Genomic DNA, 25401 nt, shown 5'->3' with positions numbered 1-25401 from the left:
ATCAGGTGATCCTTTTATTCGGGTGTAAAGTTCTGAAAGCAATGACGGCACTGGCAGCCATTAAAACAGCAGCCAGTAAGAACGGCGCCCCCGGCAAATGCATGGGTGCTTCGCTGTGTGTAAAGTAATAGAATAAATTATTCATCACCAATGGCCCGATGATGGCAGCGAGGCTCATGAGGCTGGTAATGGCGCCCTGCAGTTCACCCTGTACGTTGGGCGGCACGTGTTCGCTCATTACTGCCTGTAATGCCGGCTGGGAAATTCCCCCGAAGCAATATGGGACCAGGAAAACGAACATCATCCAGCTTTGGGTTGCCAGTCCAAACAGCAACATGCCGATCGCATAAATTCCAAGCCCGGTATAAATGCTCTTTTCATTACCCAGCCAGGGATTGATCACCCGAATCAGTCCGCCCTGAACGGTAGCCACCATGATGCCAACCACCCCCAGGGATAGGCCCACCATCCGTTCGTTCCAGTTAAAGCGGTACATGGTAAAATAGTTCCAGTTGCTCTGGATGGCGTGCGCTGCGATATAAACGAATAAAATGGCCAATGCCAATCCGCTGATGGCCGGGTATTTTTTTAAATGCAGTAAGGAACCAACCGGGTTGGCACGCTTCCACTCAAAGGAGCGGCGGTGTTCTTTTTGCAACGATTCGGGTAATACAAAATAGCCGTAGGTCCAGTTCAATAAAGCCAGTACGGCCGCTGCATAGAACGGGACACGGGTACCGAAACCACCCAGCAACCCGCCGATCACCGGCCCGATGATAAAGCCCAGTCCGAAAGCAGCGCCGATCATACCAAAATTCTTTGCCCGGTTCTCCGCTGTGCTGATATCGGCAATATAGGCAGCTCCTGTTGTCATGCTTGCCCCGGTTATGCCTGCAATGATCCTTCCCAGGAATAACCAGCCATAGGTGGGCGCCAGTGCCATGAATAAATAATTGATGCCAAAACCAAATAAGGAGAATAATAATACCGGCCGCCGGCCGTATTTATCACTGAGGTTACCCAGTATGGGTGCACAAATGAATTGTACAACAGCATACGAAAACATCAGCAGGCTGCCGTATTTGGAGGCGGTACTGATGTCTACATTCTTTAAATGAGCGATCAGGGATGGTATTACCGGGATGATGATGCCAAACCCGATAATGTCGATCAGCAGCGTTATAAAAATGAACCCGACCGCTGCGTTACGTTTTGAAGCCATTGGTAAAATGCTTTCTTTAATTACTGATTCCTGTCTTCCTGTTCTCTGTTTTAAAAGGATGGGCCTCGGTGGTAAGTACCACTTTTTTCAGATCCAGTGCTGATACGGGTGCAAAGATGAGGTACGCATACTTCAGTGTTTCCCCAAAAAAGAAACTTTCCATCGAATTCGTCTTTTCAATGGTCTGTACATTTTTTAAGGAGGCGAATCCCACGTCGTTCCTGCAATGGGTAAGGATGCTTTCTACCATCACTTTGCCCTGCCAGAGGTATTTCAGCTCGCCCGTGAGCCGGTACATATAAAATGCGCTTTCCAGGTTTTCTGGCCGGAGGATATAATAGGCGCTGGTGATGGTATCGGCTATGAAGTTGAACTCTTCGGGTTCAAGGTTGAACCGGGTCCACATGTAGTAGTTGGCCTCCTGAATCTGCCTGCCCGTTTCCACATCGCCTGCAAAGGCGCAAAGCCCGGCATAAAAAGCTTCCAGTGCGCCATAGGTAGTGCCAATGACCTTCCCGCTGTTCATGTCCACCTGGTGCATGAACCAGCCCTTGCCTGTTTTGCTGATGAGGTGTTCCTTGATGGCTTTATTATGCGTATCAAAAGCGGTCTTAAAATCAAGGTCGCCAAACAACAGCCAGTTTTTGTATAAATATTCGTAGTACGAATCAATGTAAGCGCCGATATGGCTTTTGGTGGTCACCCATTTTCCTGTCTGCACATCGATCTGCTCTCCCACCAGGCCGAGCGGGCTCCTGTTCTTATAAACAGCCAGGATGGCTTTCTTGGCGGCATCGTAATATTTACTGTCGCCGGTGAGTTTCGACAATTTGCCAAATTCCATCATCAGCGTACCGATCTCCGCCGGGTTGTTGATGCCATCCCTTGTTTTGCCTGTTTGCAGATGCACATAGCGGTAAGGCATTCCCGTTGGCGTATGGAAGGCGGGCATCAGCCTGTTGCCCAGGTCGTGAGCAAGGGCCAGGAATTTTTTATTGCCATCCAGTTCATAAGCCGTTATCAATCCGCCCAGCAGGCGGATGGTTATTTCAAAGACCTGTACATCGTTGTCGATATTAAAATCAAGTTTGCCCAGGATAAGATCCTTTGCTTCTTTCGCTTCGGCAGTTAATCCCATCAAGGTAAAGGTATCAAATGCATCCACCGGGGTCATCAGCATGGATGTTTTATACCAGTTCTTCGGTTGCTTCGTCAGCGGTTTCAGGTCATCGGCCCCCCAGGCATGATCCTTATATCCTTTCCAGGCGTGCGATGCAGCCTCTTTTACCTTACTGCACATCTCCTGTTTCATGGAATCAGTAAATTTTGCATCCTTGCCCTGGGCAAAAACAGCCGCGGCGAGGAACAGGATGACGGTGGTGAGCATAATTTTCTTCATTCCCTGAACTTTTTTTTACGTTTGCAATGTAAAGGTAAATTTTATAAACCAGGTGCATAAAAAAAGGCTCATTGCTGAGCCTCTATCGAAAATGAGTTATTGAGTGATTACCATCTTCCACCACCGCTGCTGCGGTTGTTGGAATAGCCACCACGGCTTCCGCCGCCGTTGCTTCTTTCTGTTTTCTCTTTTGCAACAGAAACAGACATTGCCCTTCCTTCCACTTCTTTGTTGTTGAGTCCAAGCATGGCGTCTTTTCCTTCTTCATCCGAAGGCATTTCCACAAAACCAAAACCACGTGACCTTCCGGTTTCCCTGTCGGTGATTACTTTGGCAGAAGTTACCTGGCCAAAAGTTGAAAAAAGATCGTTCAATTCAGCATCGCTGGTATTGAAACTCAGATTTGAAACGTAAATGTTCATAAAATAAATTAATAATAAAATAAATAAAATACCTGTGCAGTAAATAAGAAAGCAGACTTTAAAGACGGAGAACTGTTACGCGGAGAAGGTTGTAAAAATTGAATCTATCTTGACTGTGTGCTCACAGCATTAATGTACGCGTCAAAGCTACGCTTTATTATTAAGAGTAACTAATAATACTTAAAAATGATCTTTTAGGGCTATAGCACAAGTAAATTGGATATAAAGCGGGAATACGTGCAAAGGCATGCCCTCATCACAAGTTATTCTGATGTCAGGTAAAAGGGTACTTGTGATGAAAGAAGAAATAAACTAGGCAGCTCTCTTGCCCATGCCCATCACCATGGCTATAACCGCACCTACTACGGCCGACATTACGGTGGAAGCGGCCACATCTGCAGCCATGGCTGTCTTGCTTATAACGGTTGTGGTTGCATAGATCATGCAATCATAGCCAACAGCGATCAGCAATCCAACGATACCCCCGGCAACGAATCCGGCAGCAAGCGAACTGATATTGCCTTTTACAAAAACATAGGCCAGCATGAATCCCATGGCCAGGTTACCAATGGCCAGGTAAAGCATATCGGGCTCCGTTCTGCTTACATTACCTGCCGTGCCGGAATGGTTGTTCATAAAATCCATCAACAGCATTCCATAAATCAACCAACCCAGCAGGAAGTAAAGGATACCCCCGGTGATCCCGCCGATGACCCATTTTTTAATGTCCATAAGTTTAGTTTTTGGTGAGCGTTTAAGGTTATGTCCACCAAAATACAGTTTAGTTCAGCAAAATGCAAGTATCACCGCAGCAATCCTTTCCACAAATGGGCAGGAAATTGTTAGTAACCCGGGGGCGGGTATATGTACCTGTGAGATGCCGTTAACCCTTTGAGAAGGTATTATCGAATTGTTTGCCGGCAAAATAACCGAGCCCGGCACCCAGTACTGCACCGGAGACCAGCCACAGCGGGTCTGAATCGGAAACAAAAAATGCGATGCCCAACCCGATGATACCGCATACAATTACGGCAAGCAAAACAGCGCTTTTGTTCTTCTTCGATTTCTCCACGCCGGCGTGCGGATGGAAATCATGATGGTGTTTTCTTTTCTTTGACCGTGGCATATTTTTTATTTTGAACGTAAATGAATCCTGCAAGCGGCATCAAAGTTACGCAAGAAGTTTTAACTCCTTCAGGTAATCGTACTGCAGGTCCTCGTGCATGGTTGCAATGCCCTTCGATATCTTTTTCAACTGGTTCTGGTACAGGTTCCTGATCACGGGGTTCGTCTCCGTGGATATGCCGGATGCTTTAAGCAGGGTGCAGAATGCCAGCAATAAACGCACTTCTGCCTCAGCCGAGCCGGTATAGCGGATATATTTACCGGTAACCCGGAGTATCTTCCGCAGCGTCTTTTTTACAAAATATACATTGGATGTATTCATTTCATCAAACTGTTCCTGCATCTCCTTTTTGATGTTTTCGATGTAGGCATTTTCATCCACCGATTCAAACAGCAGGTAGGTGACCAGTTCCTTGTTCTCTTTTTTGAACCGGGCCAGGCGCACACAGAGGTCCACCAGCTGGTCGTGCGGGGCATTGCTGAGCTCCGCTTTTAATTCATGAATGGAAGCCGCTTTCATTTTGCTAAAATAGGCAGATTTGAAACAGCAATCCTGCCGGGCCGGTGAAATATGAAAAAGGAAGTTATGCCGTAAATAAAAAAACCTTCAATAAGAAGGTCTTTCATAGTGATCCTCATGCTTGAACAGGATCTGTTTCATAGGTTCAGATGTTTAAACGGGGGGCTAAACGATCAGGATGTAAAATTGCTTAAAACAAAGGGAGCTGAATGTAGACCTGCTTTATTTTTTTATGTAGCACATATTCTACATGAAAAATGTTACGGGTGAACGGGCTACCGGGCTGTTCAGGAGAGTGTTTTAGAGACCCGGCCGATCATAATACCGTTGTAGTACACCTGCATGGTATAATTTCCTTTCTGGTATTTATCTGCCTTTAACGAAAAGAGCAGCTGCTTTTGTTCGCCCTTTGCATAATTGAAACTGAGCTTGTAGGAATAGATCTTCTTCCCGTCGGGAGTATTGAATGAACCGGAATCCCATTCCGAGTTCTTTAATACCCGGCCATCGGGTTGCAGCACCACCACCATCATTTCCACATTACTCAACTGGCTGATGTTATTGGTAACGGTAAACGTGCCCACCAGCTTGTTTGCCTGGTCGGCCAGTGATGTTTCCGCCTCATTATCATTATTCATGTTGATTGCGGCAAGTCTGAGGTCGGTGGCATTAAAAACCGCATACACGGGGTTCCCGTTCCCGGCAGCTATGTTGTTCCCGGGGCTTACCGGCTTTGGGTTCTTTTCGGCTGTTTTATCCGGTTTATTCAGTTGCTCCAGGATGTTCCCAAGTGTATTATTCTCGGTCTCCACCACCTTATTCTTATCTTCCAGGTCATCCACCTTGGTCTGTAATTCTCCCAGCTTTTGCTTAGCCACCGCAAAATTATTATTGGGGCTACGGTTACTCAGCAGCACCCTGATCTCATTACTCAACCTGAAAAATTCACTCAGTTTCATTTCCAGTTCTGCTTTAAGGGAGTCGGAATTCAGGAGTGAGGAGTCCAGCCGGGCATCCAGCTTATTGATGGTTTCGTCATATACTTTCTGGAGGGAGTCACGGATGCGGCTTGCCAGTGAACTGGAATCGGTCAGTACGATCTTGGCATTTACTTTATACTCATCCCTGCCCGTGTAATACCGGTATCCCCAGGTCCAGATCAGCACAAACGACACCAACACCAATAACAAGGATACCAACAGCAACAATAGTGATTTAGCATCTTTCATTGGTTCAAAATATAAATTTCATCTCTGGGTATGCGGGAATTTTTAAAGAGGTTTATTTGAGCGTATTTTGATTTACATAGGCCGATATCCAGCCAACAGAACCATTTTTGACCAGGTAAAAATTCTTTCGTTCATTGATGCTTTCAAACTGACGCATGATCTTGAGCAAAAGACCGGTGCCTGCCATCAGCGATCGTTGGTCGAACACCTGTTTCACCCTTTTTGTTTCCCGGTTAATAACGTTCATGTCGAGACTTTTATCCCCCATGGCCTTGATCAGGTAATAGTCTGACATTGTTGAATAATTATGTGCCAGCTTTTCGCTGAAGCCAAGGACCTCTTCATAGGTTACCGGCACAACCGAATTCTCGATCAGTTCGGGGAACATCAGCGTGGCCAGCGACCAGGCAATACCCCCGCTGAAAGCAACATTATCACTCATGGGAAATGAACCACTTTCATTCACGGCATAGATGATCTCCGTATTCTCTGCACCGGACAACACCCGCGCCAGTTGACGGTTGTAATTATCCATGCTGTTATCTGATTCCATTTTTTTCTCTGCGGTATTGGACACACTCTTGGTGCCCCAGCTCAGCTGGAAAAGCTTAAAATCCTTTGTATTGCCGTTCGGAAAATAACCGCCCTTGGTATTTCCGCTTCCGATATCGATCAGGAACGTGTTGTAACGCCTGGAATCGGGTACAATGCCCAGGTGCGATAACCGGGCTTCTTCTTTTACATCGATAACGGTGACCTTCCGTTCGGGCTCATTAAAATTAAACCGGAATGCATTGATCAACTGGTCGATCCAGTTCAGCTTATTCTCCTTTTCGGCCTGGATGTTCACCCCGCTGCTTATCGCAGTAAAAATATTACCGGTAGGGATCTTATAGTCCTTTACGGCCACATCATACAGGGTATTCAATGCTCCCACGGTAGACAGGTAGGTTGACTGGGTGAATGAAATGAAATCGGTATTGATCGTAGTGTCCTTGATGATGCTGAATGAACCGGTCTGCCTGGCATTCTTATCTATTTCAAGCAGGCTCATCTTAACGCCCTTAGACCCTACTTCGATGCCGGCAAAAACACCGGAATTTTCATATTTGGCAACATAGGTATTCTGGGCAGGGGCAATGAGGAAGTTAAACAGTATCAGTGATGCAGTTAGGGAAACGCACCTGAAGGTATTATTCATGACTGGTTAGTAAAATTTGTTTAAAATTACTAAAAAACATATCTGCTGATTATGTAATTGATTCATTGTGAAAAAAATGTGACAAACAATGCCACCCGGAGAATAATAAAATATATAGTAAAAATGAGCAAAATGATACCCCTTCAGGAGGGTTTTTGCCCCCGGATGCAGTTTCCCGGTAACCATACAGAAAGGCAGGAGATAATTTAAAAAACGCTTGCATGGAATTTTTTTTGGTATTATCTTGCACCCGATCCGACACCCTCTGACCAGCCGTTCCCCCAGGATTTAACTTTTTACTACGCAATCCTGTATTTTACGAAAACCTTCAATTAAATTTTTTAATTTTTAATCGTAGGTTATGAAAAAGTTCTATTCACCTGAGATCAGCGACGTATTTACTGCCATTGGAATTATTGCCGGCTATTATGCTATCATGGCACTGATCGCTTACCTCGCCTGGTAAAACAAACCATGTAGAAGGAAAAATTAATTCCTCATACAGGCAACATACCTGCATGGGGAATTTTGTTGCCCGGACCGGCCGGTATCATAACTGGTCAGGTAAGTATTATTTTTTCGATCACATCTCCTCCCCGGATATCATCCACCACATCCAGTCCCTCAGTCACTTTTCCAAAGCAGGTATGAACCCCGTCGAGGTGTTTTGTATTGCTGCGGTTATGGCATATAAAAAACTGTGACCCACCCGTGTTGCGGCCCCGGTGCGCCATCGACATCACTCCCCGGTCGTGGATCTGTTTTACACCGGTCAGTTCACAATTGATGCTGTAACCGGGACCACCGGTGCCGTTTCCGTTGGGGCAACCACCCTGGATCATAAAGTCCGGGATCACCCGGTGAAAAGCAAGTCCGTTGTAAAATCCCTGGCCAGCCAGTTTCTTGAAATTAGCCACTGCAATGGGGGCATCATCGTCGTACAATTCAAATTTCATTACCCCCTTGTTCGTATGTATCTCGCCGTGTGAAAGTGTTGGTTCGCTCATGTAAGTTTGTTTTACCGTTTATTTATTGCGAATGTAAGGGTTGGCTTTCAGAATTACCAAAAATAAAAAATGCTACATTGGCATAAAATTGAAGACCCGTATAAACATGAACAAGGCCCCTCAAAGCTTTTGGGATGATACCAATGCTTCCTTTGATTTTGAAAGACCATCTGCAAAAGATTATACAAGACTGCTCATCAATAAACATATTCCCGTTACAGCCGGCAACAGCGTAATAGAGATCGGCTGTTACCCGGGAAGGTACCTTTCCATTTTTGGCGACCTGGGGTATACCCTGCATGGCATCGACCTGACCACCCGCACCCCCGAAACAAAACATAACCTGGAAAAGTACGGGTACCGGGTTGGGGAGATACTCCTGGAGGATTTCCTGGCAATGCCCGAAGAAAAGAAATATGGGGTGGTTGCTTCCTTTGGTTTTATAGAGCATTTCGAAAACTATAAAGAGATCATAGATAAACATTGCCTGCACGTGAACACGGATGGTTTTATCGTTATTGGCGCTCCCAACCTGAAGAACGGCATTTCAAACCTGTTCTACCGGTTGTTCAACAGCCGGGGTTCGAAAAAGCATGTGCTGGCTGCCATGGACCTGCCTGCCTGGAAAGAGCAATTGGAAAAAAATGGTTTTGACATATTGTTTGCCGGCTATTGCGGTGGCCTGCATTTCTGGCTGGATGGCGACCAGGGCAAAATGCAGCATTTTTTCGGGCTACAGGTACTACGGCTGGTAAGGGTCATAAAAGCGGTCTTCTTCTGGATAAATTTTGAGAACCTGAACAGTAAATATGTTTCCTGTGATTTTCTGGTGATCGGGAAAAAACGAATCATGGATACCAGGTAATCATTTCCTCCACATCAGCTGCTGATCTCCTTATATAGTGAACGATATTGAGCTCCTACCGTATCATAGTTGAACCGGGCAATTGCATCCGATGATATGGTTTGTCCGTTATATAAAGAATGGTTGTCCACCAGTTGTTGCATAGCATCCGCCAACTGGTCAACATTTTCACTTTCCACCAGGATGCCGTTGCGTTCATCTATCACTTCCGCAATACCGCCTACCCGGCTGCTTATGACCGGCAGGCCGCAACACAAAGCTTCTAAAATGACACAGGGTAAATTCTCAAAACGGCTGAACATCAGTAAGGCAGAAGAATCCTGCATTTGCTTTGCCACTTCCGTATAAGGGAGCAGTGGTTTAAAGAAAACGGTCTCATCCAGCAATCCCATCAACCTGGCTTTTTCCGTCAACCGCTGATCGGTACTGCCTAAAAACAGCAGTTCAAAACTGTACCCCCGCTGCTTCAATATCTTACATGCCTCCAGCATTCCATCGGGATTCTTTTGGTAAGAAAGATAGGATGGATGTATGAACCGGAACCGGGGGACATCCTTTGGGTCATAAAAAAAAATATCTCTGTTCACCACGTTGGGTATTACCTGGTATTTTATTTCACCAAAGTTCTCTTTTATTCTTCCAGCAAGATCATTACTGACGGGCACGACCCGTTTTGCTTCTTTTATTACCGAGGCCAGTGCCCTTTTTAAAAAGATATTCTGGCCGTGAATATTGGGTACGCTTTGCCGGTAATAACCCGTCCAGTTTTCGGTAATGATATACGGGACCCCGTATTTGTGTTTTGCCCAAAGCGCCCCGATGCCGGCTTTCATGGCCACATGAACATGCACCAGGGTGGGTTTGCCCTGTTGAGACACGTATTGGGCTATGGATCTTTTCAGTATCCGTTTATACGTTTGATGAGATAAGAACCGGTCAATGAAACCTATTCCCGAGGCAGGGGAATGATAGTAAATGATCTTTTCCGTATAATTCTCTCTTTCATTTACCACCGTACTTATATCCTTTGTGACCGATCCCTTCTCATCCTTTACAACATAAATAACATACTGCCGGCAATGCAGGGCGATCGCCTGTATATGCCGTTGAATAAAGTCGCCGTTAAAAGCATCCAGTTCAGAGGGATACCAGGAAGGCAGTGCAAGTATGGTATGTTGGCTATTCGTCATCATGCATGATCGGCAATATCGCTCTTTGTAAAAATATTCAAAAGGCCCTTACGGATCTTTACCCAATCGCCGTACCGGAAAATATAAAAGTCGCTGAACGGGATCTTATGTTCCCTGCTGAATGACCCGAGTATATAAACGTGATAGACCATGTAACCCAGGCTGCTGATCAATGCTGCAGCGTTGATCCCGTACTTCGGGATGAAGAGCATATTCCCTGCTAAAACAAGGGCAAGCGCATAAAGGGCCCCAAGCATATTTTTTTTCACCTGGTTGTTCCCGGCAAAATAAGCGGTGAGGGTAAACAATCCCGACAGGGACAATATACCCGGTATAAGAAATAAGAACGGCATGTACATCCCGGAGAAGCTTTCACCGAATACAAAGGGAAAAAGCCATTGCCCGGTCAGGATCAATACAACACATACAAAAAGGTAAACAAAGAATATGCTTCTTGACAGCAGGGTCAGTAATTGCGCCAGGTTCTCTTTTTTACCTCCGGCCGTGATCGGGAAAACAGCACTGGCAAGGATCGTAGGTACTATTAAAAAAGATGCCCCAGTTTTGAAACCTGGATATAATTACCCAGTTGTTCGGGTGTGCAGTAGTTTTCAACAAACCAGTAATCCACCCGGTATAAAAGAAAATAAATAAGATTTCCTGCAAAGGCCATTGCACAATAGCGGAATAAAAGCCGGAATTCTGCAAGGGACAATAATTGCTGAAACCCGCTCTTTATGTATTTTATCTTCGTTGCTGCAGCCACCCAAATGCCCTGCACCAAAAATGAACCGAAGTAAACATAAAAATAATTTTCGTTGCTGATGCCGGGTATCACAGACCTGCCCCCATAAGGCAGCACGATTACCAGGATGATGGTGCAGGTTATATTGACCGCATTGGGAAGGATAAAATCATTGCGGGCATAATAAAAACCGGAACAATAGCTGGTAAGCAGGTTGCCTGAAATAAAGCACACCGAAGAAAAAAGTAACAAAGGTCCCGGGATCCGGACATGCTCACCGGGGAAGAAAAAATAAACAACAAAGAAAACTGATAACCCTGCCAGTAATGACCAGGCAATTGAAAAGCTGAAGAGCCTGGCCAGAGGTATCCCGTTCCTGGCAGCGAAATATATGATGCCTGATTCAAGACCCAGGCTTAAGAAAAGAAGGACCAGGGCATAAATACTGCTGATATAATAAACGACGCCGCTTACGGATGCCTGGAAATGACGGGCGATCAGGATATTTATTATGAATGCCGCCACATAGTACAGGCCCCTCCACACGATACTCTGAAATAAGGTTCTGCCTGCCTGCATAATTATTGAAGATGTAGTTGTTTATACAACTTACCTGGAAGGATATAGCGGTAAAAATTATACGCCCTTGTTTAACCTGGTCACTTAAGGCTGTTGATGATGGTTGCAAAGTCTGCAGCAACAAGGCTGGCCCCTCCCACCAATCCACCGTCCACATCCGGTTGACCAAATATCTCTTTTGCATTGTTCGCTTTCACGCTTCCGCCATAAAGAATGGAGATGCTGTCTGCAACCGCTTCACCATATTGTTTTGCCATTACACTGCGTATGTGTGCATGCATTTGCTGTGCCTGTTCATTGCTGGCTGTTTTGCCGGTACCAATGGCCCAGATGGGTTCATACGCTATCACAAAACCGGTCAGCTGCTCAGCAGTCAGGTGAAAAAGGCTTTCTTTCAATTGCGTTTCAACATATGAATTCTCATTACCGGCTTCCCGCACTGATAAAGGCTCTCCGCAACAAAAAATGGGTTTTAACCCGTTCTCCAGGCAGATATTCACTTTGGCAGCCAGCATGGCGTGGCTTTCATTGAAATATTCCCGGCGTTCGCTGTGGCCGAGTATCACGTAATCCACGTTGATGCTTTTAAGCATTTCGGCACTTACTTCGCCGGTATAGGCACCGCTTTTTTTATCGTAACAGTTCTGTGCAGCAACAAAGGCATTTTTTTTCCCTGCCAGTTTGTTTTTTATGCTGACCAGGTACGGGAACGGGACCCCAAAAACGGCCTCCTGGTTTTCGTTCAGGTTATGCGGGATCGAGGTCAGTTCATCCATTAATTTTTCTGCCTGTTGCAGGGTCAGGTTCATTTTCCAGTTTGCCGCAGCAATTTGTTTACGCATGGTCAGTTGAGTTTTAGTATAGTTTGTAAATATCTGTCAATACCTGCTTTTCCCGGCCGGTGATGCTGGTCCCTTTCATTTTTTTCCAGTTATCAATATCCACCAGTGCTTTGTTCAGTTTGTATTTTGTGATCCCATCCACTCCCCAGGAGAAGTTTGGGATCAGCTTGGGGGTAAGGCCGGGTGAGACCACATTGCAGCAAACACCCACCACGGTGCCGGTATTAAAAGAAGTATTGATCGCTGCTTTTGAATAATCCCCCATCAGCAAGCCTCCCTTATTACCTGCCGCCATTTCCTTTTTATCTGCATCAAGCCAGTATTTAACTTCCCCGGCATTATTTTTTACATTGCTGTTGGTTGTGCCGGCTCCCAGGTTACACCACTCTCCCAATACGCTGTCGCCCAGGTAGCCATCATGGGCCTTATTGCTGTAAGCAAATAAAACAGAGTTCTTTATTTCCCCGCCAACCGTACAAAACGGGCCGATGGTGGTTGCCCCGTATATTTTAGTTCCCATTTTAATCACGGCGCCTTCGCAAATGGCCACCGGCCCCCTGATGCTGGCACCTTCCATGATGGTGGCATTCTTGCCAATATAGATTGGCCCGTCTTCTGCGTTCAAAAAGCAATGCTCCATTTTCACACCTGGCTCCAGGAAGATCTGAGAAGGCTTAACGGTTTTGTTTGTTCCGGATATTGCTTTCGATCTTCTTTTACCGGTGATCAGGGAAAAATCTTCCCGGAGTGCCCAGTCGTTCAGTTGAAAGATCTGCCAGGGATAATGGATGGCTTTCAGGTCGCCCCGGTATTCTACAGAATAACTAACTTTTATTTTATGCAGTCCCAACACCTCTTTATTCGAGAATTTATACGCCACTCCTCCTTCTGTTCCGGAAAAAAGGAATTCGCCATTCTTTAATTTTTTTATTTTGCTGATCACCGCAGCCGTTGGCAGAACATTGGCATGTACCAGCAGGTAATCATCCCTGCCAATGCCCTTTTCTATCTTGATGGATTGTTCGTTGTCGAGGTAATGATCTTCCCATTTGTTTGCCGATAATATCTTCAGGTAACGCTCCCATTTTTCCCGTATGGTCAGGATACCAATACGGATATCCTGGATGTGGCGGGTATAGGTAAAGGGATGGAGGTTCTCCGGTTTACAGTATTCTTCTGTAAAAATGATCTTTTGCATGTGGTAAAACTACTAAAAATAAAAATCCCCCCGGAGAACCGAAGGGACTTAAAGTATAGCCATGAAAAACAAACTTTAAATAAAGATAGTGATCTGAATTAAATTATTTTGCTTTTTTTTCGTACCGCTTGTTGAATTTATCAATACGTCCTGCTGTATCCACCAGTACGTTCTTACCGGTATAGAAAGGATGAGAAGTATTTGAGATCTCCAGTTTGATCACCGGGTATTCTTTTCCGTCTTCATAAACAACCGTTTCTTTTGAAGGAGCTGTAGACCGGCTTAAAAACTGGGTCCCGTTGCTCATGTCCTTAAAAACGACCAGCCTGTAATTTCCGGGGTGAATGCCTTGTTTCATAATTTGTTATGGTTTATGTACGGATTTTGCCGTACTGATTATTAAAGCGGCAAAGATAGGGCAAAATATTGGATTTTTACCGTTGAAACATCAAAAAATTGCCTCTTTAGCTCTTCATATTAATATATTGTAATGGGATACCCAGCCCCCAGCCTTTGGAAGCCTGGATAACGTCCTGCAGGTCATCGATCTTTTTGCCGGTTACCCGTATGATATCGTCCATAATAGCAGCCTGTACCTTTAACCCGCTGTCTTTTATCAGTTTTACGATCTTCTTGGCATCTTCCTGTTTTATACCGTTTCTTACCGGGACCTCTTTTTTCACCACTTTTCCACTCTGGTGGGGTTCCTTGCTCAGGTCATAGATCTCTCCCGCCAGGCCCTGCTTCATACTCCGGCTGATCATCACATCGGTGATCTGGTTTATCTTCATTTCACTGTCGGCCTCCAGGTTTACTTTGAACGCCTTTTTATCAAGGTCGATCACTACATGCGAGCCTTTAAAATCAAAGCGGTTGGTTATTTCCTTGGTCGTAACATTTATAGCGTTGTCAAGCGTCTGCAGGTCAACTTTGCTTACAAGGTCAAATGATGGCATAGTGGTATTTTTTTTCAAAAGTAAAAAACCTGTCGCACAAAGACGACAGGTTTTTACAAAAAGGGCCAGTTCTTGAATATCTTCTTAGTTACCGCTTTTTACCCTGTTCTGCTCATCACTGGCGCCGCCATTTTTCTTACTGCTCCCTGCTTTCAGTTTACCCTTACTGAACCTGTACGTAAAGCTTACAGATACCGCACGGCTGTCGTTCACATTTCTGAACTGGGCATCCACGTTGCTGTATTTGCTGTAGCCTTTGAATACGCCCCCGGCAAAGATATCCCGTACATTCAGGCGGATGCTGCCCTTGTTCTTGAGCACCTGTTTGCTGAAGCCTGCATTCACCTGTGCGATCGGCTTGATGTAGATAACACCTTCCAGGCCTTTGGAACGGTAGAATCCGCTTAACTCAGCTGCCCATCCCTTTTTGAATTTGAACTGGTGCTGCATCTGGGCCAGGAATGTGGTAACGCCTATTGAAATGGGGTCGTTATTAACCACCCCTTTAAAATGGTTGTTGTAAACATTTGTATACACATTGGCGCTCCACCATTTGGTTATTGATTTATTGGCTGACACAGCCAGGCCCAGTTGCTTGCTGTTGGCAATGTTGGCCTTTTTAATAAAGGTCTCATTGCTCACCTCGTTCTGCTCCAGCACCTGCTGCATGATATTGGTGGTGTTGGTATAGTTAACCGTAGTGGTCAGAAACCCTTTGTAGGTATGGCTCAACTCAATGTTATGCGCAAACTGGGGGCTCAGGTTCGGGTTTCCCTGCTCAAAGGTATACCGGTCGATGAAGTGAACGAACGGGTTCATGTCCTCATAATCAGGTCGCTGGATCCTTCTTCCGTAGTTGATGACAAACTGGTTCTTTTCACTGGCAGTGTACTGCAGGTAAACCGTTGGGAAAAGCTGCGAGTACGACCTTTTGAATTTTGTTTCGGTATACACAAACCTGTTTTCCGGGGTATTGAAAGCATACCCTTTTGAAACACCGTTTGCATTGGTGTTCTCCAGGCGCAAACCAAGTTGTGCACTCCATTTTTTACCAAGGGGCCTGCTGTAGTTCACATAGGCAGCATTGATATTCTCATCATACACAAAATGATTGCTGCGGCCACTGTCCAGTACCATATAATTTGTTTTCACACTGTCGTAGCGGGCATCATTATCTGTCTTCACATAGCTTGATTTGATCCCGGCTTCAAACTTTGCTCCCTTCTTTAGGGGCAGGCTGTAATCGATCTTGCCGCTGTAGATCCTGATATCGGTTGGAAGGGTTCCCAGCAAAAGATCGGGTGCCTGGGTAAGGTTGCCCATCGCATCATAATAATAACTGGTAAGGGGCTGACTGCTTGTTGCACTGTATTGTACATAATCCACATCGGCGGTGATCTCCTGTCCGGCAGAATCCAGCACGGTGCGGAAGTTTACGTTGCCGCTGAAGTTCTTCCATTTCTCATCATTACGGGTAGTTGCACCGGTTTTACTGGTAAGCACATGATTCGGATCGAAGATATCCGTGCTGGATACACTTTCCCAGGTACTTGGATTGTAAAACCCGTTAACACCCACGCCCAGCGTTGTTTTTTTAGAAACAAAGAAATCCGCACCGATCTTGGCATTGTAATAATGCCGCTGGTTCTCCATGCTTGTTTTCTGGTCAAAGATGGATTTGATCTCCTTGGTAGCACTTTCACGGAAGTTCCTTGTTATGTAAAGTTCCTCTGACCTATGGTTACGGTTATAATTCAGGGTTGAATAGAAGTTCACCTTCTGGTTGCGGTAATTGAAACTTACCGACTCATTGAACCTGGCATACCTGCCCTGTGTGTAACCGCTGGTGATGCTGCCGTTATATCCAAACTGCTTATTCTTTTTTGTTTTGATATTGATGACACCTGCATTACCTGCTGCATCATATTTTGCAGGAGGATTGGTCATGATCTCGATCTGCTCCAGCTGGCTGGCAGTCATGTTACGCAGCATATTGGCCAGGTCGGGACCACTCAGGTAGCTCGGACGTCCGTCAAGATAAATTACCACGCCCGATTTACCTTTCAGGCTGATATTGCCATCTTTATCAACGGTAATGCCCGGAGATTTTTCCAGCACTTCAAGCGCCGTATTGCCCGCATTGGTAATGGATGCATCTACGTTAACAATGGTACGGTCAAGTTTTCTTTCGATCAGCGGCTTTTTAGAGCTTACTGAAACCTCCTGCAGGTTCTTACTTACCGGCAGCAATTGCAAAACTTCCAGGGCCACGGTTTCCTGGCCGGAAGAAATGCTGAAAGATCTGCTGTAACTCCTGGAATGACCCAGTGATGTGGCCATGACCAGGTAATTACCATCTTTTAAGTTTTCGAAAGTGAAATTCCCGTTCTTGTCGGCAACGGCAGTTTTTACCAAACTGGAATCTTTTGTATTTAAGAGAGATACAGAGGCGGCATCAATTATTTTCTGATTACCCCCGTCTTTGATACTTCCGGTTACTTTACCACCGGATTGTGCATAACTGCATACGGCGATGCTCATAGCAGCCAGCAGGCTGAAAAATTGTTTCATGGCTTTACTTTTTGTTTTTGGCTATTAATGAATGTAGTTATATACTTTGATAACTACTTCACAAAAGTAGGTACTTGGTTTAACATAGTACATTGTTTTGTATTGGGCGGTAATTTTCAGGGATAATTGGCAATATCCCTATATACGTAGAAATAAAAGAATGGTTACAAGGCCGGGGAAAGAAAATTTGAACTCAGGAAGCCTCTTTTGCTGCCCGCTGCCTGGCAAACAGGATCAAAACGATACCCGCCAATACGAGGCAAATGGATATGATCTCGGCCTGGGTAGGGTGAAAGCCAAATAAGCTGTATGTGTTATTAACACGTATCAATTCGATAGAGAATCTTTCTAATCCATTCAAAATGAGATATATACCAAACATTACACCAGGTACTTTTATCTTTTTCCGAATGCTCCATAAAATAATAAAGAGGAGTGTACATAGTATGGTCTCGTAAAACGGAGTTGGAAAAACAGGCATGGGCAAGGCCCGGCAATGTTCACCCTCACAACCGGCGATCTTTACCCCGTCCTTATTCACATTGTTGGGATAGGTATAAGCAACCATCCATACGGGTAAGAAGGAAGGAGCTTTAAAAGACCGGTGAGGAACATGGCTGATATCCCCGTATTTCCGGTCGGTCACAAACACCGAACTATCCTGTCCAAGGGAATTCTTCTCCACCGCCACTCCATTCAGAAAATAGGTCGAATGCTTCTGAAGTCCTTTTTCAAAATCACCTGGTCCTGCTTCCACCACAGTACCGGCTTCATTTGTAACATAAGCGCTGTTATAAACACCCCAATCACCATCACCTGCCACCTGGCAGCCAATACGGCCAACTGCGTAAGCAATCAACAGGGCCAATGCTGCCGAGTCTACAAGGTGTACAACCTTTATCCCCTTTTTAACCGCATACCAGCAAATGGCGATCGCTGCCAGGATCAGGCCACCATAAAAAGTAAGCCCGCTGGCTGAAAGCATGCGCCCAACAGGATCCTTGATAAAGTCATCCCAGTTCTCCAGGTTGTCAAAAAGCTTTGCACCGATTATGCCAAATACCAACCCGAGTATTATTATATCTCCCACCCTGTCGTGCGGCCAGATGCGTACATTGCGGTTCTCCGGTTCTTTCAGCCTTTGCTTGTTCTTGTCCCACCACTTCAGCCCGGTCAATATAATGGCAACCAGTAAGCCGCCGATAACACTTCCGTCGCCTGAAAAAATATAGTCCTGCGGATTTACATCATCGGGTTTGCTGAAGAACAGGCCGATCAGTTTGTAACCAAAAACAAATCCCACCAGCGCATTTATCAGCAGGTCGCTTACGGATGCCGGCTTACCCACCATGATCATCTCCTGCCGGGGATGCAACAGGCCCAGTTTTTCCCTTCGCTGTAATTCCTTGCTCAAAACGATCGCGGCAGCCACAAAGCCCATGGCAACCATCAGCCCGAATGTATTTAAAAAATACAGGGCTTTCCACTCCACTCCAAACCAGTCTTTAAATGCATAATATAAATTGGGATACATCGGCTTAGTTGATATGTTTTAAAAATAGGAATGCAATATATTCATTTATTTAACGCAGGGGAAAAACAAAACCTCCTGTTAAACAGGAGGCCGTGGTGAGATCTCTTAAAAGCTGCATAGAAATGAAAATTTCGTTTACCGGTTTGCGGTTGACCGCCGTGGCCGGTGTTCTCACCGGCCACTTTTACAATCATAAAAAAACCTCCCGGTCAACGGGAGGCCTGGTGGGATCTCTTATATGTACATACTTAATTGCAATATTGATCAAAAGCACCGATCAGGTTATCAGCGATCATCCGGGCACTGCGGCCTTCTATATTATGCCGCTCGATGAAATGTACCAGTTGCCCGTCTTTGAAAAGGGCAATAGCAGGTGATGACGGGGGATAAGGCAACAGGTGCTCTCTTAATTTTTTTACCGCCTCAATATCAAAGCCGGCAAAAGTGGTTGTGATCTGGTCTGGCTTTTTTGCGGTATTGCTTACAGCCATTAAAACCCCGGGCCTGGCCGTACCGGCACTGCAGCCGCATACAGAATTGATCATAACCAGGGTTGTTCCTTTTTCGGCAAGGGCCTTTTCTACCGCGTCGGCCGTCAATAATTCAGAAAAGCCATTCTCCGTCAGCTCTTCTTTCATCGGTATTACTATTTCTTCCGGGTACATATTTTTCCTTTTATTTTAATGATGATACAAAATTAGGCAGTTCTCCTCAATTACTCCTGATCCCGGGCACAGATTTCCCAATATCGAAATTGCCGGAACCGGAAATTATGACACCGGCAACCGGCTTCCGCAGCCATTATGACTTTTAAAAAATACGGAATTAGAAATTTTGTCTTGAAAAAACCCGTGGAACGGCATTTGAAGAATTACTCCCGAACAACAATTCAAAAACAAAAAAATAATAGCTATGACACTCGTAAAAGTTAACAACCCCATCAACAAATCCTTCGACGGATTAATGAACGAATTATTCAACGACCTGCCATTGACCTTTGGTAAGGCACTGAGGGAAGATGTGCTTCATTTTCCCCCGGCAAACATCGTTGAAAAAAAAGACCTCTACCAGGTTGAACTGGCCGTTCCGGGAATGGACAAAACAGATTTCAATGTAAAACTGGATGAGAGGATCCTGACCATCAGCGCGGAGAAGAAAACAGAGAACAGCACAGAAACGGATAAGATGATCCGCAGGGAATTCGGTCAGAAAGCTTTCAAACGCAGCTTTACCATTGACGAAAGAATTGATACCGCCAATATTTCGGCTAAGTACGAAAACGGTATTCTTACCCTGGAACTGCCCAAGAAAGAAGAAGTAAAGAATGGCAGCAAAGAAATAACGATCCAGTAAAAGCAGTAGTTTTCATAAATGAGCATACAGTTGGTTTGTTCCCGGTTATACCGGGAAAGCCTTCCCAGTCGTGGGAAGGCTTTTATTTTACTGCTCACAACCAGCCCTTCGCCTGGTATCGATCAGGTACTGGATCTTCCAGTTGCCATTGAACCGTACCAACTGGAAAGAATTCACCCCGCAATGGCTGAATTTCCCGTTGAAATAGAATTTATAGGGCGTCCATACAATGGCAAGCGGTCCATCTATCCGTATCACATCAAAACTGATGCGCTCATCTGCGGCATCTTTTGCCTGCTTACCGACAAAATCAATGAACCCGGAAACTTCATCGGTCTTCACCTCCGTTTTACCCTCTTTGTTTCGTGTAATGGTTTGAAGAATGGCGCTGTCGGCAAAGACAGACTTCAGCAAAACGGGATCTGCATTCTTCATGGCAGTAAAAAGATCGTTGACCACCGCCTTAACAGAATCTTCTGCCGTCTGGGCCGTTACAGTAAGAGATAAGAAAAAGGATAGAAAAAAAACAACATAATATTTCATGGCTTATAATTTACTTATTTATATCCCAGTATTTTCATCATACTCTGGGCAGTCTGTTCCTTTGCATAAACCCAATCCGTCAGTTTCCCGTTCTTATCATACCCCACAATGATATGCTTGGGTGAAGGGATCAGGCAATGCTTGATGCCGCCATACCCGCTTATCTGGTCCTGGTACGCGCCTGTATGGAAGAAGCCGACGTATAGCGGCTCCCCGTTACTGATCTTTGGCAGGAATACCTCATTGATGTGTTCTTCACTGTCGTAATAATCATGGCTGTCGCAGGTGATGCCCCCCAATACCACCCGGTGATATTCATTGTCCCATTTGTTTATCGGCAGCATCAGGAACTTCTCACCAATACCCCATGTATCGGGCAAGGTAGTAATGAAGGAAGAATCGATCATGTACCAGGTTTCCCGGTCGTTCTGCATTTTCTGGCCGATCACACTGTAGATATGTGCCATGCTCTCTCCCACAGTGTAACTTCCGAATTCCGTAAAAATATTCGGCATGGGCACTTTGCTTTTTTTGCAGGCCACTTTTATGTTCCGGACGATCTCATTGATCATGAACTGGTAGTTGTAGTCAAAACCCAATGAGTGCTTGATGGGGAAGCCGCCACCGATATTTATGGAGTCCAGTTCAGGGCAGATCTTCTTCAACTGGCAATAGAGGTTGATCACTTTATTGAGTTCACTCCAGTAATAGATATCATCCTTGATGCCTTTGTTCAAAAATATATGCAGCATCTTCAACTGGAAACGGTGTTCATTTCCTTCGATCTTATCAACATAAAACTCCAGGATGTCTTTGGCACGGATACCCAAACGGGACGTATAAAAAGGGAAACTCGGTTCTTCTTCCGCCGCCACCCGGATACCCAGGTTGAAGGGAACCTTCACGGATTTGATATAGGCCCTTAACTCATCCACGTTATCCAGTATGGGGATCACGTTTTTGAACCCGCTGTTCAGCAAACCGGCGATCCGGCTGGTGTATGACTTTTGCTTGTACCCGTTGCAGATGATATAGATATCCTTGTTGATCTTTCTTTTTGCATACAGCTTCTTGATGATCTCGATATCATAGGCAAAGGATGTTTCCAGGTGAATATCATTTTTCAGCGCCTCTTCCACAATGAAAGAGAAGTGCGAACTTTTGGTGCAGTAACAGTAATTGTATTCCCCTTCATATTTATACTTCTTGAATGCGGCCGCAAACATCCGCTTGGCCTTGTTTATCTGGTTACCTATTTTCGGCAGGTAGGTGAGTTTCAATGGAGTGCCATACTTGTCGATCAGGGCTTTTATGTCAAGGTCGTTATACTGCAGGTAATCGTTTTTTACTTTAAAGTCTTCCTGCGGAAAATTAAAGGTCTGGTGCACCAGGTCGGTATAGGTATTATCCATTTACTGTACTGCTTGATTAAGGTGACTAATATTTTTACAAATGTAACAGAATCACTTTTTTTCAGGGTAAATTTCTTTCTTTAAAATACTTTCAAAAACAGCAGGGCCTGTACTCCCCTCTCCCCGGGAGAGTCCCGATAGCTATCGGGAGGGGGTGAGGTTGGGCATAAAAAAACCGGGCATGAGATCATCACACCCGGCTGGTATAAATTTACGAGCTGTCTTACTTTACGGACTCTACCAGTTTTTTAAATGTTTCCGGCTCATTCATGGCCAGGTCTGCCAGTACCTTGCGGTTCAGATCGATCTTTTTAGTGTTCAATTTGTTGATGAATTCGCTGTACGTCATTCCCTGCTCCCTTACGGCTGCGTTGATACGTGCGATCCACAACGTACGGTATTCACGCTTTTTTAATTTACGGCCAACATAGCTGTATGTTAAGCCCTTTTCCATTACGTTTTTGGCAACGGTGTATACATTTTTACGCTTGCCATAGAATCCTTTGGCAGCTTTTAATATTCTTTTGCGGCGGGCCCTGCTGGCTACTGCATTTACTGAACGTGGCATATCTTAATTAGTTAAAAGTTGAAAGTTATAAGTTATAAGTCCGAAATCACGGTTTATTTAAGTCCGAGTAACCTTCTTACAAAATGCATGTTGGCGTCGCTGACCACACCGTCTTTACGCATAGCACGCTTGCGCTTGGTTGATTTTTTGGTGAGGATGTGACGTTTAAAAGCTTTCTGGAAAGTGATCTTACCGGTACCGGTAACTTTAAAGCGCTTCTTGGCGCTGCTGTTGGTTTTAACCTTTGGCATTACATAACTGTTTTTAGTTACTCCCTGCTGGCGCCCCAAACGGATGGGAACTTTTTGAGCCTTGTGGGAAATGTCTGGAAAAAGAGCTTTTCTTTTTCGGGCCGCAAAGATAAGGGGAAATATGGAGAATCCGGGCTATTGACGGAAGTTTTTTGTTACAGCCCTTTACTTTACAAACATAGGAGAAATGACGAATTGATGCCTGCAATCAACCTCTACCCCCCGGATACCGCCTACTTGTAAAAACGGTATCCGGAATTGGGTTTATCCTGGCCCTTTTCCCAAACCTCATTGATCCATTTGTAGATCAAATAGGGTTCATACAGGATCAATTTACGATGTGGCCGGCCATCCCGGGCCCACCTGAATGAAAATAATATACGCCAAAAGCTTACTTTTTTAGCAGATGCGCTGTCGCCTATGAGCCTCTCAGGAATATTTACGCTAACCGCCCAGTGATCCCGGAATTCCGGTAACAGGGCATTTATCAACTCCAGGAAACTGATACCAAACGCTGTACACCCGCTGCCCTTACCGGCCCTTGGCATATTTAACCCGTTATAGAGTCTGTCGTACCCCATTAATTTAAATGAATCGATATATGAAATGAGGTAGTTGTAGGCCGAATCAGTTAATTTAAAAGTAATGAAGGCTGCATCCGAAGATTCAATACGGGCGGTGAGTTCATTTTTTACCTGGTGCGTTTCTTCCAGGTGCCCGGGAGCCAGCTTAAACAACACCCCCAGTCCGATTTTGTCATTGAAGATCGATTTTCTAAAGCCCCCCATGTCATCCAATGCCATACCGGTCAAAAATACGGTACTGTCTTTTCTTAACTCAATAACCATATGACCCAATATTCTCCTTTGATGTAACCGGGTCTTTGAATAATAATTACGGACCGTACTTACGAGCAAACTGTGTGGGTTTTTCCATTTATACGGACGGGGCGGGGGAAACGTATACAGCGTGAGCGTTTGCCCGTTCAGGGATAAAAAGGATGCTGCCTGAAAAAAGAATAAAAAAAGTAAGTTCCTTAAATTGAAGAATCCATATTGCATTGCCATGTAATTAAAGCGATACAATTATAATTCCCTGCAGAAAAAACAATGCTGATATTACTTTTATTACCAGATGATAATCATCATCATTTTACTCATCCATCCCCTCACTCCCCTCTGCCGTTTTACTGGAGTTCTTAAGCATTTCATTGATGGTTCCGATCTCAGCCGCGGTAAAATAACGCCATTTACCGGGTGGTAATCCACCCAGGGTCATGCTCATGATACGGGTACGTTTGAGGGTTTCTACATTATAGCCCAGCACCTCACACATGCGGCGGATCTGCCGGTTCAGTCCCTGGGTGAGGATGATCCTGAACCGGTTGGACCCCTCCTGCTTAACAAAGCATTTTTGGGTCACTGTTCCAAGTATCCGGACCCCGCCCCGCATTTTCTGGATAAAATCCGGGCTGATGGGCCTATCCACAGTGACAATGTATTCCTTTTCATGCCGGTTGCCTGCACGGAGTATCTTATTGACAATATCCCCGTCATTGGTCAAAAATATCAATCCCTCACTACGCTTATCCAGCCGGCCAATGGGAAAAATCCGGGTCTTGAAATTTACATAGTCAATGATGTTGGTCTTATCCTTCAGGTCGGTGGTACAGGTAACGCCTTTGGGCTTATTAAGCGCCAGGTAAACGGTTTCCTTCTTTTTGCGGATGGGTTCGCCATCCACCAGCACAATATCGCCTTCCTTTACCCGGTTTCCTTTCAGCGCTTCCACGCCATTGATGGTTACCCGCAACTGTTCAATATACTTATCCGCTTCCCGGCGGGAGCAGAAACCTGATTCGCTGATATATTTATTGAGGCTGGTGTCCATTGCTGGTATCCGGTATTGTCAAAAATAAAAAAAGGCTTTTTAAAGCCTTTTATATGAAATGGTGATCTTTTATTATTTCGGTTCTTTTGGCTCAAGCTTTTCGGAGGAAACCAGTTTGCCGAGTTCTGAGGTCCTTCTCTTTTGCTGCGCCTTGGGTGCAAACATCACCAGCATTCTTTTTCCTTCCATTTTTGGCAACCCTTCCAGAGCACCAACATCTTTAAGACGGTCGGCAAATTTTAACAATAACAATTCCCCTCTTTCCTTGAACATGATGGCACGGCCCTTGAACTGCACATGTGCTTTTACTTTATCCCCATCCGTCAGGAATTTTTCGGCATGCTTTACCTTGAACTCAAAGTCATGGTCATCGGTATTGGGCGTGAACCGTATCTCTTTAACCTCACTGGTCTTTGATTTCGCCTTCATCTCCTTCTTCTTCTTCTTCTCCTCGTACAAAAACTTATTATAGTCAATGATCTTGCACACCGGCGGATTGGCGCCCGGGGAGATTTCCACCAGGTCCAGTTCCTGGGATTGTGCGATCTTTAATGCGTCCTGGGTGGAGTAGACACCTACTTCTACATTTTCCCCTACCAACCGTACCTCGGGGACTTTTATCATGTGGTTGGTACGGTGTTCCTGTTGTTGTTCTTTTCTAAAACGGGGATTGAATGCCCCCCTGGGTCTTGGTGGAAATGCCATTTAAAATTTTTAGTTTACAATTTTGTTTAGTGGCTAAGAGATAGAAAAAGGAAAGAAGCAAAAGAGAAATAATT

Annotated in this window: 28 protein-coding genes; 2 read left to right on the top strand and 26 right to left on the bottom strand. The window is 45.1% G+C overall.

What is annotated here, in order from left to right; translation table 11 throughout:
- Window position 1: 1 nt before the first annotated feature.
- From IPJ02_00425 to IPJ02_00385, 9 genes are all read right to left on the bottom strand, one after another.
- The gene (locus IPJ02_00425) at window positions 2–1222 is read right to left on the bottom strand and encodes a TCR/Tet family MFS transporter (GenBank protein MBK7374072.1); all 1221 of its coding nucleotides are present in this window, start codon (window positions 1220–1222) and stop codon (window positions 2–4) included.
- A gap of 16 nt (window positions 1223–1238) precedes the next feature.
- Complete coding sequence (locus IPJ02_00420; GenBank protein MBK7374071.1) at window positions 1239–2609, bottom strand: glycoside hydrolase family 47 protein; 1371 nt, start codon at window positions 2607–2609, stop codon at window positions 1239–1241.
- Window positions 2610–2728: 119 nt separating this feature from the next.
- Window positions 2729–3043, bottom strand: coding sequence for an RNA-binding protein (locus IPJ02_00415; protein MBK7374070.1), 315 nt, complete (start codon window positions 3041–3043; stop codon window positions 2729–2731).
- Window positions 3044–3355: 312 nt separating this feature from the next.
- Window positions 3356–3775 carry a hypothetical protein gene (locus IPJ02_00410; GenBank protein MBK7374069.1) on the bottom strand — a complete coding sequence of 140 codons (420 nt, stop codon included), beginning with the start codon at window positions 3773–3775 and terminating at the stop codon, window positions 3356–3358.
- Window positions 3776–3926: 151 nt separating this feature from the next.
- A complete protein-coding gene (locus IPJ02_00405) occupies window positions 3927–4169 on the bottom strand; it encodes a hypothetical protein (GenBank protein ID MBK7374068.1) in 243 nt (80 codons plus the stop codon).
- Between the two features lie 45 nt (window positions 4170–4214).
- Window positions 4215–4688 carry a hypothetical protein gene (locus IPJ02_00400; GenBank protein ID MBK7374067.1) on the bottom strand — a complete coding sequence of 158 codons (474 nt, stop codon included), beginning with the start codon at window positions 4686–4688 and terminating at the stop codon, window positions 4215–4217.
- 287 nt (window positions 4689–4975) lie between these two features.
- Entirely contained in the window at window positions 4976–5917 is a 942-nt protein-coding gene (locus tag IPJ02_00395; protein ID MBK7374066.1) for a hypothetical protein, read from the bottom strand.
- A 52-nt stretch (window positions 5918–5969) separates the two neighbouring features.
- Window positions 5970–7118, bottom strand: a complete 1149-nt coding sequence (locus tag IPJ02_00390) for a hypothetical protein (protein MBK7374065.1) — start codon at window positions 7116–7118, stop codon at window positions 5970–5972.
- 560 nt (window positions 7119–7678) lie between these two features.
- A complete protein-coding gene (locus IPJ02_00385; GenBank protein MBK7374064.1) occupies window positions 7679–8125 on the bottom strand; it encodes a peptidylprolyl isomerase in 447 nt (148 codons plus the stop codon).
- 106 nt (window positions 8126–8231) lie between these two features.
- Between IPJ02_00385 and IPJ02_00380 the strand changes: the two genes are divergently transcribed.
- Window positions 8232–8990, top strand: a complete 759-nt coding sequence (locus IPJ02_00380; protein ID MBK7374063.1) for a methyltransferase domain-containing protein — start codon at window positions 8232–8234, stop codon at window positions 8988–8990.
- A 14-nt stretch (window positions 8991–9004) separates the two neighbouring features.
- Here the strand turns inward: IPJ02_00380 and IPJ02_00375 are convergent, their stop codons facing one another.
- The 10 genes from IPJ02_00375 to IPJ02_00330 all read right to left on the bottom strand — a co-directional run bounded on the left by IPJ02_00375 (window position 9005) and on the right by IPJ02_00330 (window position 19270).
- Window positions 9005–10183 carry a glycosyltransferase family 4 protein gene (locus tag IPJ02_00375; protein MBK7374062.1) on the bottom strand — a complete coding sequence of 393 codons (1179 nt, stop codon included), beginning with the start codon at window positions 10181–10183 and terminating at the stop codon, window positions 9005–9007.
- Window positions 10180–10539 (bottom strand): polysaccharide biosynthesis C-terminal domain-containing protein, encoded by a 360-nt coding sequence (locus IPJ02_00370; protein ID MBK7374061.1) that lies wholly within the window; start codon window positions 10537–10539, stop codon window positions 10180–10182. The genes IPJ02_00375 and IPJ02_00370 overlap by 4 nt, the downstream gene beginning before the upstream one ends.
- Before the next feature lie 185 nt (window positions 10540–10724).
- Window positions 10725–11504 carry a hypothetical protein gene (locus IPJ02_00365; GenBank protein MBK7374060.1) on the bottom strand — a complete coding sequence of 260 codons (780 nt, stop codon included), beginning with the start codon at window positions 11502–11504 and terminating at the stop codon, window positions 10725–10727.
- 80 nt (window positions 11505–11584) lie between these two features.
- Entirely contained in the window at window positions 11585–12346 is a 762-nt protein-coding gene (locus IPJ02_00360) for a triose-phosphate isomerase (protein MBK7374059.1), read from the bottom strand.
- Between the two features lie 13 nt (window positions 12347–12359).
- Entirely contained in the window at window positions 12360–13544 is a 1185-nt protein-coding gene (locus IPJ02_00355) for a glucose-1-phosphate thymidylyltransferase (GenBank protein ID MBK7374058.1), read from the bottom strand.
- A 103-nt stretch (window positions 13545–13647) separates the two neighbouring features.
- The gene (locus IPJ02_00350; GenBank protein MBK7374057.1) at window positions 13648–13902 is read right to left on the bottom strand and encodes a type B 50S ribosomal protein L31; all 255 of its coding nucleotides are present in this window, start codon (window positions 13900–13902) and stop codon (window positions 13648–13650) included.
- Window positions 13903–14008: 106 nt separating this feature from the next.
- Window positions 14009–14500 carry a YajQ family cyclic di-GMP-binding protein gene (locus IPJ02_00345; protein MBK7374056.1) on the bottom strand — a complete coding sequence of 164 codons (492 nt, stop codon included), beginning with the start codon at window positions 14498–14500 and terminating at the stop codon, window positions 14009–14011.
- Between the two features lie 84 nt (window positions 14501–14584).
- Entirely contained in the window at window positions 14585–17071 is a 2487-nt protein-coding gene (locus tag IPJ02_00340) for a TonB-dependent receptor (GenBank protein ID MBK7374055.1), read from the bottom strand.
- Between the two features lie 193 nt (window positions 17072–17264).
- On the bottom strand, window positions 17265–18605 hold the full coding sequence (locus tag IPJ02_00335) for a prolipoprotein diacylglyceryl transferase (GenBank protein ID MBK7374054.1): 1341 nt from the start codon (window positions 18603–18605) through the stop codon (window positions 17265–17267).
- A 248-nt stretch (window positions 18606–18853) separates the two neighbouring features.
- Window positions 18854–19270 carry a BrxA/BrxB family bacilliredoxin gene (locus IPJ02_00330; GenBank protein ID MBK7374053.1) on the bottom strand — a complete coding sequence of 139 codons (417 nt, stop codon included), beginning with the start codon at window positions 19268–19270 and terminating at the stop codon, window positions 18854–18856.
- 247 nt (window positions 19271–19517) lie between these two features.
- Between IPJ02_00330 and IPJ02_00325 the strand changes: the two genes are divergently transcribed.
- Window positions 19518–19958 carry an Hsp20/alpha crystallin family protein gene (locus IPJ02_00325; GenBank protein ID MBK7374052.1) on the top strand — a complete coding sequence of 147 codons (441 nt, stop codon included), beginning with the start codon at window positions 19518–19520 and terminating at the stop codon, window positions 19956–19958.
- An 87-nt stretch (window positions 19959–20045) separates the two neighbouring features.
- On the opposite strand, the gene IPJ02_00320 is transcribed toward IPJ02_00325, so the two are convergent.
- The 7 genes from IPJ02_00320 to IPJ02_00290 all read right to left on the bottom strand — a co-directional run bounded on the left by IPJ02_00320 (window position 20046) and on the right by IPJ02_00290 (window position 25327).
- Window positions 20046–20501, bottom strand: coding sequence for a nuclear transport factor 2 family protein (locus tag IPJ02_00320; protein ID MBK7374051.1), 456 nt, complete (start codon window positions 20499–20501; stop codon window positions 20046–20048).
- Between the two features lie 14 nt (window positions 20502–20515).
- Window positions 20516–21913: an arginine decarboxylase gene (locus tag IPJ02_00315; GenBank protein ID MBK7374050.1), complete on the bottom strand. Its 1398-nt coding sequence runs from the start codon at window positions 21911–21913 to the stop codon at window positions 20516–20518.
- A 223-nt stretch (window positions 21914–22136) separates the two neighbouring features.
- Entirely contained in the window at window positions 22137–22481 is a 345-nt protein-coding gene (rplT, locus tag IPJ02_00310; GenBank protein MBK7374049.1) for a 50S ribosomal protein L20, read from the bottom strand.
- A gap of 53 nt (window positions 22482–22534) precedes the next feature.
- Window positions 22535–22732, bottom strand: coding sequence for a 50S ribosomal protein L35 (rpmI, locus tag IPJ02_00305; protein ID MBK7374048.1), 198 nt, complete (start codon window positions 22730–22732; stop codon window positions 22535–22537).
- A gap of 233 nt (window positions 22733–22965) precedes the next feature.
- Window positions 22966–23580 carry a hypothetical protein gene (locus IPJ02_00300; protein MBK7374047.1) on the bottom strand — a complete coding sequence of 205 codons (615 nt, stop codon included), beginning with the start codon at window positions 23578–23580 and terminating at the stop codon, window positions 22966–22968.
- A 304-nt stretch (window positions 23581–23884) separates the two neighbouring features.
- Entirely contained in the window at window positions 23885–24622 is a 738-nt protein-coding gene (rluF, locus tag IPJ02_00295; protein ID MBK7374046.1) for a 23S rRNA pseudouridine(2604) synthase RluF, read from the bottom strand.
- 72 nt (window positions 24623–24694) lie between these two features.
- Window positions 24695–25327, bottom strand: a complete 633-nt coding sequence (locus IPJ02_00290) for a translation initiation factor IF-3 (protein ID MBK7374045.1) — start codon at window positions 25325–25327, stop codon at window positions 24695–24697.
- Window positions 25328–25401: the final 74 nt, after the last annotated feature.

This window comes from Chitinophagaceae bacterium (genome assembly GCA_016710165.1).
Lineage (GTDB): Bacteria > Bacteroidota > Bacteroidia > Chitinophagales > Chitinophagaceae > Ferruginibacter.
This window is presented reverse-complemented; position numbering and strand designations above follow the sequence as displayed.